This window comes from Amycolatopsis sp. NPDC051371, from assembly GCF_040682155.1.
Taxonomy (GTDB): Bacteria; Actinomycetota; Actinomycetes; order Mycobacteriales; family Pseudonocardiaceae; genus Amycolatopsis.
In genome coordinates this window covers 47,711-59,587 of record NZ_JBFBAG010000047.1, presented here as the reverse complement: position 1 = coordinate 59,587, position 11,877 = coordinate 47,711, and the positions used below count along the sequence as shown (strand labels likewise).

Genomic DNA, 11,877 nt, shown 5'->3' with positions numbered 1-11,877 from the left:
CCGGTTAGGGTGGGGCTACGCTAACCGGGGAGTTCCCCATTTGGCAAGGAGTGCGATGCCCGGACGAGCCCGCCGAGCCGACGCCCGGGACAACCACGCGCTCCTCCTCGCGGCGGCGAAGGAGGTGTTCGCCGAGGACGGCCCGGACGCCCCGCTCGACCGGATCGCCCGGCGCGCGGGCATCGGCAACGCGACGATGTACCGGCACTTCCCCAGCCGTCGCGAACTGGTCACCGCGGTGTACGCCGACGAAGTCGCTTCGCTGTCCAGCCGCGCTCGGCTCGAGGCGGCCGACCCGGGCGCGGAGTTGTTCGCCTGGCTCGGGTTGTTCGTCGAGCACGTCCGGGACAAGCGCGCGCTGGCGCTGTCGCTGACCACCCCGGCGGGCGACCACGAGACGCTGTTCGCCCGCTGGCACGAGACGGTGAACGAGACCGCGGCGGCACTCGTCGACCGCGCGAAAGCCGCCGGCGCCGTCGAACCGGACACCGACGCGCTCGACCTCCTCCTGCTGGGCACCGGCATCGCCCTCGCCAACGCTCCGGCCCGCACCGACCGCCTGCTGACGCTGGTCCGCCGTGGTGTCACCCCTCCGACCCCGTAACCGCGTGATCGAAGACGTAACTCGCGTGATCAGGGGCGTATCTCGCGTGCTCGAAGACGTAACTCGCGTGATCGGGGGCGTATCTCGCGTGCCTGGAGCGTCGGGTCGCGTGCCTGGAGGGTCGGCTCGTTAGGGTCGGGCCATGGAGATGCTGCACCTGCGCTACTTCGTCGCGGTCGCCGAGGAACTGAACTTCTCCGCGGCCGCGCGGAAGCTGCACATGGCCGCGTCACCGCTGTCCCAGCGGATCAAGGACCTCGAGCACGAGCTGGGGCAGCAGCTGTTCGACCGCAGCACCCACCACGTCACGCTCACCGCCGCCGGGGCCGCGCTGCTGCCGCTCGCCCGGGACGTCCTCGAGCAGGTGAGCGCCATCCCGTGGCGGCTCAAAGAAGCGACCGAGCCGCAGCGCAGCACCGTCTTCCTCGGCATGCCCGCCGGCGTGCACCCCGACCTGCGGGACCGCGTCAACGCCCTCGCCGGGCGCGTTCGCGACAAGTACGAACTCAAGCGCTGGCCCGGCACCACCGCCGACCTCGTCCAGGGCGTGCACGAGGGCAAGCTCGCCCTCACGCTGGCCCGGCTGCCGGTCACCGATCCGGCGCTGGAGCAGGTGCCGGTGATGTCGGAACGGCTCGGCGCGGTCGTGCCGGCCGATCTCTTCGCCGGCCGGGACTCGGTGAGTCTCGCCGAGCTGGCCGAATTCCCGTACGTCGCCTCACCTGGGGAGATCACGCCGGCGTACTTCGACCAATTGGACCACCAATTGAGCGAACTCGGCGTCAAGAAACGCATTCGGCTGACGAACACCGGTTACGGCGGGACGTCGGAAATCATTTCCAGCGGCGAAGCCTTTTCCATTTCCATGCTCGACGACAAGAGCCCGATGCACGGTTACCGGCTCGACAACGTCATCGTCCTGCCCTTCACCGACTTCCGTCCCCAGCTGGACACCGGCCTGCTCTGGCGCCGCGATCGCACCGACGGCGACCTGCGGGAACTCGTCGAAGCCGCGAAAGACATCTTCGCCGAGCCGTTGACGATCTAGGAATGGTGTGACCGCCGCGGTCACACCATTGTTCGTATCATGATCATTCCCTTTCACGCCGCACGCGCCTACGTTCGTAAGTAGAGCGAAGAGCGCGAAAGGACGAAATGATGACGGACATCACCACCGGCCCGCTGGACGGCGTGCGTGTGATCGACCTCTCGACCGTGGTCATGGGCCCGTACGCGGCCCAGATCCTCGGCGACCTGGGCGCCGACGTGATCAAGATCGAGTCCCCCGCGGACACCGTGCGGGTGGGCCAGTACCGCACCACGCCGGGCATGACCCCGCTGAACCTGAACGTCAACCGCAACAAGCGCAGCGTGGCCCTCAACCTCAAGGACGAGACCGAGCGCGAGCAGGCGCTCAAGCTGATCGACACCGCCGACGTGCTGATCACCAACATGCGCCCCGGCGCGCTGGCCCGCCTCGGCCTCAACTACGCCGACGTCGCCGAGCGCAACCCGCGCCTGGTCTACGCCCACGCGCAGGGCTTCCGCGGCGACTCCGACCGCGCCGGCAACGCCGCCTACGACGAGACCGTGCAGGCCTCCTCGGGTCTGGTCGACGTCGCCAACCGGGCGCTGGGCGAGCCGGTCTACCTGCCGACGATCATCGGCGACAAGGTGTCGTCGCTGACCATCGCCTACAGCGTGCTCGCCGCGCTGGTCCACCGCGACAAGACCGGCCAGGGCCAGCAGATCGAGATCCCGATGACCGACACGCTGCTCGCGTTCAACCTGGTCGAGCACCTCGCCGGGCACACCTACGAGCCGGCCGAGGGCCCCACCGGGTTCGCGCTGTCGATGACGAAGGGACACGCCGCGGTCCGCACCAAGGACGGCCTCGCCTGCGTCATCCCCTACAACCCGAAGAACTTCCGCGACTTCTTCGCCGCGGCCGAGCGCCCCGACCTCGCCGAGGACCCGCGCGTGAACGGCGAGGCCATCGACCGCGTCGACAACGAGTGGCTGACCGAGCAGATCGCCGCGTGCGCCCCGGCGCTGACCACCGAGGAGTGGGCCGAGGTCTGCGCGAAGCACAGCATCCCGATGGCGCCGGTGCTCGAACTGGACCGCGCGCACGAGGACCCGTACGTCCGCGACGGCCACCTGCTCGACACCGTCGAGCACCCGAGCGAGGGCGCCATCCGCACGGTCGGCATCCCGGTGAAGTTCTCCGCGACGCCCGGCTCGATCCGCCGCCTGGCCCCGCTGGCCGGCCAGGACACCGCCGAAGTCCTCGCCGAACTGGTCTGAACCACCGGCACTTTCACGGGAAAGTGCCACCAAGGAAGTGAAGTCATGAGTGAAGTGCGTACCGAGCGGATCGGCAGCACCCTGTTGATCACGATCGACCGGCCGCAGGCCCGCAACGCGGTGAACGCCGCCGTCGCGGCCGGGCTGGCCGCCGCGCTGGACGAGCTGGAAGCCGACCCCATGCTGCGAGCGGGCGTCCTGACCGGCGCCGAGAACACCTTCAGCGCCGGCATGGACCTCAAGGCCGCGCTCAAGGGCGAGTCCCCGGAGATCCCGGGACGCGGGTTCGGCGGCCTGACCGAGGCCGAGCTGACCAAGCCGCTGATCGCCGCCGTCGAAGGGTTCGCCATGGGCGGCGGGTTCGAGCTGGCGCTGGGCTGCGACCTGATCGTCGCCGGTGAAGACGCCCAGTTCGGCCTCCCCGAGGTCAAGCGGGGCCTGATCGCCGCGGGCGGCGGAGTGATCCGGCTGCCGAAGCGGATCCCGCACCACCTGGCGATGGAGTTCCTGCTCACCGGCGAGCCCGTCACCGGCCGTCGTGCCGGCGAACTGGGCCTGGTCAACCGCGTGACACCGAACGGCGACGCCACCGCCGTCGCGCTCCAGCTGGCCGAGAAGCTGGCGGAGAACGCGCCCCTCGCGCTGGCCGCCGTGAAGAAGATCGTGCGCGCCGCGGATCCCGCAGCCGTGCAGCGCGAAGAAATCAAGAAGCTGATGCAGTCCGCCGACGTCCGCGAGGGCATGACCGCCTTCGCCGAGCGCCGCGCTCCGAAGTGGACAGGCGAGTGACCATGAAGATCGACGAAGTCCGCAGGCACGTGACCACTCCCCTGACCGCCCCGGCGTTCGCGCCGGTGGTCCCGAGGTTCACGAACCGCGAGTACCTGAACATCGTCTACCGCACCGACGCCGACGCCCTGCGCGCCGTCGTCCCGGAGCCGCTCCAGGTCGAAGAACCGTTGGTGCGCTTCGAAGTCATGAAAATGGGCGATGTCTCCGGCTACGGCCCGTACACCGAGTCCGGCCAGGCGATCGAGGTCGGCTTCGACGGCGAGCGCGGCGAGTACCTGCACGCGATGTACCTCGACAACTTCCCGGCGACGGCGTCCGGACGTGAGGTGAGCGCGTACCCGAAGACGGTCGGCAGCCCGAACCTCTATGTCGACAACGGTGTTCTGGTGGGCACGCTGGACTACGGGACGCTCCGGGTGGCGACCGCGACCATGGGCTACAAGCACCACGAGCTGGACGTCCGCGAAGCGGAGAAGCAGATCACGGTCCCGACCTTCATGCTCAAGACGATCCCCGGTTACGACGGCGCCCCGCGCGTGCAGGAGCTGGTCCGCACCGAGATCACCGACGTCGTGGTCAAGGAGGCCTACACCGGCCCCGCGCGGCTGCAGCTATTCCAGCACGTCCTGGCCCCGCTGGCCGACCTGCCGGTGCTGGAGGTCGTCTCCGCGAGCCACATCCGCACCGACCTGACGCTCGCCCCGGTCAAGCCGGTCTTCGACTACCTGAAGGGAGCCCAGTCATGAAGTTCACCAACGCCGCGGTGATCGGCGCGGGCACCATCGGCCTGTCCTGGACGGCGCTGTTCGCCCACCACGGCCTCACCGTCCGGGTCAGCGACCCCCGCCCCGACCTCGCCGAGGCCGTCGAAGCGGCGCTGAAGGCGTTCGCCCCGCACCTCGGCACCACCGCGGAGGACTTGGCGAGCCGGGTCCACCTCGCCGAAGACGTCACTGAATCAGTGAAAGATGCGGATGTGGTGCAGGAGAACGGGCCCGAGAACGTCGAGTTCAAGCAGGAGCTGTTCAAACAGCTGGTCGAGGAGGCTCCGAAGCACGCGCTGTTCCTGAGTTCGTCCAGCGCCATCCCCTCGACCGCGTTCACCGGCGAGATCGACGGCAGCCGGGTCCTCATCGGACACCCGTTCAACCCGCCGCACCTGATCCCCCTGGTCGAGGTCGTCCCCGGCGAGCGCACCAGCGACGAGTCGGTGGAAAAGGCCGTCGAGTTCTACACCTTCCTCGGCCGGACGCCGGTCGTGGAGCGCAAGGAGATCCCCGGGTTCGTCGGCAACCGGCTGCAGAACGCGCTGAGCCGCGAGGCGATCTACCTCGTCGAGCAGGGTGTCGTCACGCCGGAAGACCTGGACAAGGTGATCACGAACTCGCTCGGCATCCGCTGGGCGACCGTCGGGCCGTTCCTCGGTTCGCACCTCGGCGGCGGCCCCGGCGGCTACCGGCACATGGCCGAGCACATCGGCAAGTCCATGAAGAAGATGTGGGCCGGCCTGGGCACCCCCAGCCAGAGCCCCGAAGAGCAGGAACGGCTCATCGAAGCCGTCGAAAAGGCTTACGGCTCCTCCACGTACTCGGAACTCGCCGAAACGCGCGACCGCAAGCAGCTCGCAGTGTTGAACGCAGTGGAGGAGAACTGACATGGAACCGCTCAAGGACAAGCTGACCGCCGACTTCTACGACTTCGAGGCGCTGCTCCCCGACGACGAGCGCAAGCTGCTCGTCAAGGCCCGCGAGTTCATGACCACCGACGTCAAGCCGCTGGTGAACGAAAACTGGGAAGCGGGCACCTTCCCGAAGGAACTGATCGGGATGTTCCGCGAAAGCGGTCTCGCCGGCCTGCCCTACGAGGGCTACGGCGAGCACAAGCCCGCCGTCAGCCACCTGCTCACCGGCATGATGGCGATGGAGATGAGTCGCACCGACGCGTCCGTGGCGACGTTCTTCGGTGTCCACAACGGACTCGCAATGTACTCCATCTACAGCGGTGGCAACCAGGAACAGCGCGACCGCTGGCTCCCCGAGATGGCCGCGATGGACAAGATCGGCGCGTTCGCGATGACCGAGCCGCTCGGCGGGTCCGATGTGGCCGGTGGCATGCGCACGGTCGCCAAGCGCGACGGTGACACCTGGATCCTCGACGGTGCCAAGAAGTGGATCGGCAACGCGACCTTCGCCGACTACGTCGTGGTGTGGGCGCGGGACGTCGACGACAACCACGTCAAGGGGTTCGTCGTCGAGAAGGGCACGCCGGGCTTCGTGCCGGAGAAGATCCAGGGCAAGACCGCGTTCCGGATCGTCGAGAACGCCGAGATCACCCTGACCGGCGTCCGCGTGCCGGAGGCGAACCGCCTGCAGGGCATCAACGGCTTCCGGGACGTCGCGGAGATCCTGCGCGCCACCCGCGGCGGCGTCGCGTGGCAGGCGCTGGGCGTGATGATCGGCGCCTACGAGGCCGCGCTGGCCTACTCGCAGGAGCGCAAGCAGTTCGGCCGCCCGATCGCGCGGTTCCAGCTGGTGCAGGACCTGCTCGTGAAGAGCCTCGGCAACATCACCACGTCGTGGGGCATGCTCGCGCAGCTCGCCCGGCTGCAGGACGCGGGCATCTTCAAGGACGAGCAGTCGTCGCTGGCGAAGGCGTTCGTGACGTCGCGGATGCGCGAGGTCGTCGCCTGGAGCCGGGAGATCTTCGGCGGCAACGGGATCGTGCTCGGCTACGACGTCGCGCGGTTCTTCGCCGACGCCGAAGCGATCTACTCGTTCGAAGGCACGCGCGAGATGAACACGCTGATCGTCGGGAAGGCGATCACCGGACAGTCCGCGTTCGTCTGAGCACTCAGTTCACGCAGCCGGCGGCCGTAGTGGTCGCCGGCTGCTTCGTGTCCGACGACACCGCCGACGGCGTCCGCGTGGTGGTCGCCGCCACCGGCTTGACGCCGCCGGCGGTGTCGTCGCCCGAGGCCTGGACCGCGGGCGTGCTGATCGCCGTGCGCACGAACTGCTGGACCTGCGCCGGGTCGACCTTCACCGCGTCGCCGTCCGAGGGCGTCGCCAGCGACAGGCTCTGCACCGGGATCGTGGCGAACGCGATCGCCCCCGAGCTCATCCCCCGCAGCTGCTGCGCGAAGCTCAGCACGTCCCAGCCCTGGTCCAGCACCACGGACCCCTGCACCGCGTCGACCAACGCGGAGAGCTTCGACACGCTGGTGAACGTGCCCGCGCTCAGTACTTTCTTCGCCATCCCGGACAGGAACGCCTGCTGCCGCGCGATCCGGTCGAGGTCGCCGTTGGTCAGGCCGTGGCGCTGCCGGACGAACGCGAGCGCCTGCGCCCCGGACAGCGTCTGCGGGCCGGCCGCGAAGTCCGCGCCGGAGTAGCTGTCGTGCACCGGCGCCTTGAGACAGACCTCGACGCCGCCGACGGCCTGCGACAGAGCGTCGAAACCGGCGAGGTTGATGGCCGCGTAGTGGTTGATCGTCAGCCCGGTGAACTTCTCGATCGTCTGGATCGCGGTCTTCGCGCCGGCCTCGTTCGCCGCCACCTCCAGCTGCGCGCCGGACAGGCCCTGGGCGCGCAGCCCGGACATCGAGGCGTTCTTGCCGCGGCTGTACGCCGAGTTGATCTTGTGCTTGCCGTACCCGCCCGCGATGTCCACATAGGAATCGCGCGGGATCGAGATCGCCGTCGCCGCGGCGCCGCCCGCCGGGATGTGGACCACGATCATCGTGTCGGTGGTGTCGCCGCCGTCGTCACCGCTGCCGGCGTGGAGGGCGTCGAGCACGTTCTGCGGCAACGGGTTGCCGTACGTGTCGGTGCGCGCGTCGATCCCGACGAGCAGGACGTTTTGCGCGACTTTGAGCGGTTCGCCGGGGATGGTGTCTTCGTCCTCGACCTGCCCCGACGGCGAGATGACGTTGGCGGTGACGAGGCCGTGGTCCAGCTTGCTCAGCTGCGACCAGGCGTACCCGGTGGCGCCGAGCACCAGCGCCGACACGACGCCGAGCGCGACCCGCACGCCGATGCGACGCCCCCGGGACGACAGCAGCACGACACTTCCCCTTGCTTCCCTGTGGTGAACCTCCGACCCCGCCTTCGAGGATCACCGGGTTAGCTGGGAATCAGCTGAGAAAGTTGTCGAAATGCTGTGACGCTGCCCGATCGGCCGAGCTGATTCGAGCCGATCGGCCGATTTCGCGACGGAAAGTACCGGCGCGCACACGAAAACGTGCTGTGGGCGTGGCCACACTAGCGCGGCATCCGCCGCCAGACCGCACGCGGCAGCAAGCGCATTCCGAAGAAGACCGGACGGAGTACGCCGGGCACCCAGACGACCCCGCGACGCTTGCGCAGCGCGGCGACGGTCGCGTCGGCGACCTGGTCCGGCGTGCTCGAGAACGGCGCCGGGCTCATGCCCTCGGTCATCCGTCCGATGACGAAGCCGGGGCGGACGAGCAGGAGGTGGACGCCGGAGCCGTGTAACGCGTCGGCGAGGCCGCTCGCAAAGCCGTCGAGGCCGGCTTTCGCCGAGCCGTAGACGTAGTTGGCGCGCCGCACGCGCACCCCGGCGACGGACGAGAACACGACGAGGCTGCCGTGGCCTTGGGCGCGCAGCAGGTTCGCGGCGTGGGTGAGCACGCCGACCTGGGCGACGTAGTCGGTGTGCACGATCGCGGCGGCGTGGGCGGCGTCTTCTTCGGCGCGGGCTTGGTCGCCGAGGATGCCGAAGGCGAGCACGACGACGTCCAGGGGTCCGTGCTCGGCGGCGACCTTCTCGAGGAAGGGACCGTGGGCGGCGAGGTCGTCGGCGTCGAACTCGGCCGTCTCGACGGTTTCGGCGCCGGCTTCGCGCAGTTGGGTCGTGGCGGCGGTCAGGTCCGCGCCCGGACGGGCGGCCAGCACGAACCGCCGGTGGTCGCCGGCCAGGCGTTCCGCCACGGCCAGTCCGATCTCGCTGCGTCCGCCCAGCACCAGCACCGTTCCGCTCACGGAGGCAGTCTCGCAGCCGATGGTGGCCGAGGTGCGGGCACCCGCCGCTCCCTTCCGGCGAACGTCGCGAATGACTCATTCGGGACCTCCGGAGCCGCGAATGAGTCATTCGCGACGTCCGGGAGTGGCCGCCGCGGAACCTGACCCTCGCCGCCCGCGTGCGCTAGCGTGCCCGGGTGGGCCACGCTCCGGATTTCGAGACGGTCGTCGCACGGCATCGGCGGGAGATCCAGGTGCACTGCTACCGGATGCTCGGCTCGCTGAGCGATGCCGAAGACCTCGCCCAGGAGACCTTCCTGCGCGCCTGGAAGGCCCGTGACCGGTTCGAAGGCCGGGCGAGCGTGCGGACCTGGCTGTACCGGATCGCGACCAACGCCTGCCTCGACGTCCTCGCCCGGCGGCCGCGGCGGGTGCTGCCCGACCAGCTCGGGCCCGCCGGGGAGCCCGACGGCCCCATCGCCGCCGCCGATCTGCCGTGGCTCGAGCCCTTTCCCGACCGGCTGCTGGACGAGGCCGGGCCGGATGCCGTCGTCGTCGAGCGGGAGACCATCGAGCTCGCCTACCTCGCGGCCGTCCAGTACCTGCCGCCGCGGCAGCGGGCGGCGCTCGTCCTGCGGGACGTCCTCGGCTGGTCGGCCAAGGAGACCGCGGACCTGCTGGAGACGAGCGTCGCGTCGGCGAACAGCGCCCTGCAGCGAGCGCGCGCGACGCTGCGTGAGCGACTGCCCGCGCGCCGTGCCGAGTGGACGGCCGGCGACCCGACGGACCGGGAAACCGCGCTGCTCAAGCAGTTCATCGCCGCGTACGAGGCGGGCGACCCCCAAGCGGTCGCCCGGTTGCTGCACGCGGAGGCCCGCGCCGTCATGCCGCCGTACGAGCTCTGGTTCGGCAACGCCGCGGCGATCGTCCGGGCGTTGTCGCTGTCGCTCGACCCCGCGTCGCCGCACTGCGTCGGCCGCTTCCGGATGCGCCCGACGCGCGCCAACCGCCAGCCCGCGGTGGCGACCTGGCTCCGGCGCCCGGGCGAAGACGACTACCGCTGGTTCGGGGTGTCCCTGCTGACGATCGAGCACGGGCTGATCACGGACCTGGCCGCCTTCGAGTCCGTCCCGGCGGCGGCGTGGGGGCTTCCGGAGACGTGGCACGACGAGTGAGCACGATGGCCTCGGATGGCCGCGACCGGCACCGCGCACCGAGGACCGGTGCGTGCATTCGGTAGTGCGTCGCTCACCGCGCAGGGCGTGAAAAAGCCCGGGCGGGTGATTCACGGGGAATCACCCGCCCGGGCGCACACCACCCGGAAAGAAATTCTTCCGATTTCGGTGTTCGGCTTCCTGGCCGCCGGGAAGAGGTCACCGGGCGGCGGGTCAAGCTGCTCGGTGCCGCTGCGGCGCGGTACGCGTCAACCGGCGTCGGTCCTCGGCGGTGGTCCCGCCGAAAACACCGTGGTCCAGGCCGTTGTCGAGCGCGTAGCCGAGGCATTCGGCGCGCACCGGGCAGCGCGCGCACACGGCCTTGGCCTGCGCCGTCTGCCGGGCGCCGGGGCCTGTCGCGGAGATCGGGAAGAACAGTTCCGGGTCCTCGTCCTTGCAGGCCGCGAGTTCCGCCCAGCCCGTCATCGTGGCTTCCATTTCCTTCGTTCACCTCCCTCTGCTTCTCTACTGTTTCCCATTGTCTTGGCGCGTCAACCGACTTGACCGCGACGGACGCGCGAGCGTATCCGCGTGGGTCAAGGGGGTTTTGGCTTCGGTCCCCGGCTCACCCTCCGGGCAACCAAGACTGCAACACACGAGAGTACGCCTTCCTTCCCGGGATCTCGATGTCGATCACGTCACCCGATCGGCGAGACCGCGCTCCAACGTGACCCGCACGAGGGCCGCCGCGAGGTGCGCCAGCTCGTCCGGCCCGACGAGCTTCGCGAGCCGCGCCGGCTGCGTCGGCAGCCCGAGTTTTTCCGCACCCTGCAAGGCTTTCCGGTCGAGGTGCGGGCGAAACTCCGGCCACACCAGCTGCACCTCGCGGGTGAAGATCTCCGCCCCGACGGGTCCGAGTCTCGGCACCTTCGTCAGCAGTCCGGCCAGTGTCCGGAATTCGCCGTTCGCGGCCTCGCGCACATGTCTCAGGTCGCCGTTGTACTCGTCGAGGAGGTACTGCGCTCCCTCGCCGAGCGCGGTCGCCGTCTGTTCGTCGTAGCGCTTGTAGTGCGCGCGGCCGAGCGCGTCCACCCGCTTCTGCCAGGTCGCGTCGGCCATCGCCCGGGCCGTGCCCATCCCCGCCGCCTTGAGCTCCCGCGCCGCGTCGACGGCGATGGCCGCCTTGATCCGGGTCGAGAGCAGCACCGACAGCACCAGCAACCGGTACAGCGGCGCCGGCTGGTCGGCGAGCTTGATCCCGGCCTCGGCGGCATAGGTCGGGCCGGCCTCCCGGAGCAGGCGCTGGATCGTGTCTCGCTGGGTCATCAGGTTCGGGTACCCGAGATGCCCGCGCCCATTCGTCACCGGTCGTCACCGATCCGGAGCAGACCATTACTCCTACCGAGTAGTCTTGATCGAATCGTTACACGTAGCGGTCACCTCAGCGCACTTGTTCCAGTGGAGGCGAGGGGTGGTGAGGGGTCCGTGTGGGGTGACGACGATTTCGACGCGTTCTTCCGCGCCGACTTCCCCCAGCTCGTGGCGTTCCTGTGCAAAGCCGGGTTCGAGGCCGAGCTGGCCCGCGACATCGCCGCCGAGGCGATGCTGCACGCGCTCGAGGCGTGGCCGACCCTCGAAGACCCGCGGGCCTGGGTCCGCCGCGTCGCCGGGCGGCTGCTCGACGCGGCCGGCGACGCGCGCACGGACTGGACGCAAGCGGAGGACGCGGCGGACGACGAGAAACTGGCCGCCCTGGTCGACCAGCACGCGGGGCTCATCGACCTGCTCGCCTCCCTGCCCGGGCAGCAGCGGCTGGTCCTCGCCTGGTCCCTCGACGGCTTCACGCCCACGCAGATCGCGACGGCGCTGCGCATCGCGCCCGCGACCGTCCGCTCCAACCTCCGCCACGTGCGGGAACGCCTCAGGCGCCACCGGGCCGCATCGCCCGGCGACCAGCGGGACAGGGAAGGGTGAGCACCATGCCGGCAACCGAGTACGGGGACCCCGCGATCACCGAGTTGCTGCGGGAGTCCAACGCCGC

The 11,877-nt window shown here is 69.8% G+C and carries 13 protein-coding genes; 9 read left to right on the top strand and 4 right to left on the bottom strand.

The window, feature by feature from the left end:
• Nucleotides 1-55 precede the first annotated feature (55 nt).
• The 7 genes from AB0M59_RS41475 to AB0M59_RS41445 all read left to right on the top strand — a co-directional run bounded on the left by AB0M59_RS41475 (nt 56) and on the right by AB0M59_RS41445 (nt 6,549).
• The gene (locus tag AB0M59_RS41475; protein ID WP_364626849.1) at nt 56-604 is read left to right on the top strand and encodes a helix-turn-helix domain-containing protein; all 549 of its coding nucleotides are present in this window, start codon (nt 56-58) and stop codon (nt 602-604) included.
• Nucleotides 605-746: 142 nt separating this feature from the next.
• Nucleotides 747-1,652 carry a LysR family transcriptional regulator gene (locus tag AB0M59_RS41470; RefSeq protein WP_364626847.1) on the top strand — a complete coding sequence of 302 codons (906 nt, stop codon included), beginning with the start codon at nt 747-749 and terminating at the stop codon, nt 1,650-1,652.
• 110 nt (nt 1,653-1,762) lie between these two features.
• Entirely contained in the window at nt 1,763-2,911 is a 1,149-nt protein-coding gene (locus tag AB0M59_RS41465; protein ID WP_364626845.1) for a CoA transferase, read from the top strand.
• A gap of 45 nt (nt 2,912-2,956) precedes the next feature.
• Complete coding sequence (locus AB0M59_RS41460; RefSeq protein WP_364626843.1) at nt 2,957-3,700, top strand: crotonase/enoyl-CoA hydratase family protein; 744 nt, start codon at nt 2,957-2,959, stop codon at nt 3,698-3,700.
• Between the two features lie 2 nt (nt 3,701-3,702).
• On the top strand, nt 3,703-4,449 hold the full coding sequence (locus AB0M59_RS41455; protein WP_364626841.1) for an acetoacetate decarboxylase: 747 nt from the start codon (nt 3,703-3,705) through the stop codon (nt 4,447-4,449).
• Nucleotides 4,446-5,357, top strand: coding sequence for a 3-hydroxyacyl-CoA dehydrogenase NAD-binding domain-containing protein (locus tag AB0M59_RS41450; RefSeq protein ID WP_364626840.1), 912 nt, complete (start codon nt 4,446-4,448; stop codon nt 5,355-5,357). The genes AB0M59_RS41455 and AB0M59_RS41450 overlap by 4 nt, the downstream gene beginning before the upstream one ends.
• A gap of 1 nt (nt 5,358) precedes the next feature.
• Nucleotides 5,359-6,549: an acyl-CoA dehydrogenase family protein gene (locus AB0M59_RS41445; protein ID WP_364626838.1), complete on the top strand. Its 1,191-nt coding sequence runs from the start codon at nt 5,359-5,361 to the stop codon at nt 6,547-6,549.
• A gap of 4 nt (nt 6,550-6,553) precedes the next feature.
• Here AB0M59_RS41445 and AB0M59_RS41440 read toward each other — a convergent pair whose 3' ends face one another.
• A complete protein-coding gene (locus AB0M59_RS41440; protein WP_364626837.1) occupies nt 6,554-7,765 on the bottom strand; it encodes an LCP family protein in 1,212 nt (403 codons plus the stop codon).
• Nucleotides 7,766-7,962: 197 nt separating this feature from the next.
• Nucleotides 7,963-8,703 (bottom strand): SDR family NAD(P)-dependent oxidoreductase, encoded by a 741-nt coding sequence (locus AB0M59_RS41435; protein ID WP_364626835.1) that lies wholly within the window; start codon nt 8,701-8,703, stop codon nt 7,963-7,965.
• Nucleotides 8,704-8,879: 176 nt separating this feature from the next.
• Between AB0M59_RS41435 and AB0M59_RS41430 the strand changes: the two genes are divergently transcribed.
• Nucleotides 8,880-9,857 carry an RNA polymerase subunit sigma-70 gene (locus AB0M59_RS41430; RefSeq protein ID WP_364626833.1) on the top strand — a complete coding sequence of 326 codons (978 nt, stop codon included), beginning with the start codon at nt 8,880-8,882 and terminating at the stop codon, nt 9,855-9,857.
• A gap of 213 nt (nt 9,858-10,070) precedes the next feature.
• Here the strand turns inward: AB0M59_RS41430 and AB0M59_RS41425 are convergent, their stop codons facing one another.
• Both AB0M59_RS41425 and AB0M59_RS41420 read right to left on the bottom strand, forming a co-directional pair.
• Nucleotides 10,071-10,334 (bottom strand): WhiB family transcriptional regulator, encoded by a 264-nt coding sequence (locus AB0M59_RS41425; protein WP_364626831.1) that lies wholly within the window; start codon nt 10,332-10,334, stop codon nt 10,071-10,073.
• 195 nt (nt 10,335-10,529) lie between these two features.
• Nucleotides 10,530-11,162, bottom strand: coding sequence for an endonuclease (locus AB0M59_RS41420; RefSeq protein WP_364626829.1), 633 nt, complete (start codon nt 11,160-11,162; stop codon nt 10,530-10,532).
• A 159-nt stretch (nt 11,163-11,321) separates the two neighbouring features.
• Here AB0M59_RS41420 and AB0M59_RS41415 point away from each other — a divergent pair, with 159 nt between their 5' ends.
• Nucleotides 11,322-11,810, top strand: coding sequence for a sigma-70 family RNA polymerase sigma factor (locus AB0M59_RS41415; protein WP_364626828.1), 489 nt, complete (start codon nt 11,322-11,324; stop codon nt 11,808-11,810).
• Nucleotides 11,811-11,877: the final 67 nt, after the last annotated feature.

What these genes read in the sequence shown, in the direction of transcription:
- AB0M59_RS41455 (WP_364626841.1), top strand. Translation starts at nt 3,703, where the DNA reads ATGAAGATCGACGAAGTCCGCAGGCACGTGACCACTCCCCTGACCGCC.
- AB0M59_RS41460 (WP_364626843.1), top strand. Translation starts at nt 2,957, where the DNA reads ATGAGTGAAGTGCGTACCGAGCGGATCGGCAGCACCCTGTTGATCACG.
- AB0M59_RS41425 (WP_364626831.1), bottom strand. Translation starts at nt 10,334, where the DNA reads ATGGAAGCCACGATGACGGGCTGGGCGGAACTCGCGGCCTGCAAGGAC.
- AB0M59_RS41475 (WP_364626849.1), top strand. Translation starts at nt 56, where the DNA reads ATGCCCGGACGAGCCCGCCGAGCCGACGCCCGGGACAACCACGCGCTC.
- AB0M59_RS41450 (WP_364626840.1), top strand. Translation starts at nt 4,446, where the DNA reads ATGAAGTTCACCAACGCCGCGGTGATCGGCGCGGGCACCATCGGCCTG.
- AB0M59_RS41465 (WP_364626845.1), top strand. Translation starts at nt 1,763, where the DNA reads ATGACGGACATCACCACCGGCCCGCTGGACGGCGTGCGTGTGATCGAC.
- AB0M59_RS41470 (WP_364626847.1), top strand. Translation starts at nt 747, where the DNA reads ATGGAGATGCTGCACCTGCGCTACTTCGTCGCGGTCGCCGAGGAACTG.
- AB0M59_RS41420 (WP_364626829.1), bottom strand. Translation starts at nt 11,162, where the DNA reads ATGACCCAGCGAGACACGATCCAGCGCCTGCTCCGGGAGGCCGGCCCG.
- AB0M59_RS41445 (WP_364626838.1), top strand. Translation starts at nt 5,359, where the DNA reads ATGGAACCGCTCAAGGACAAGCTGACCGCCGACTTCTACGACTTCGAG.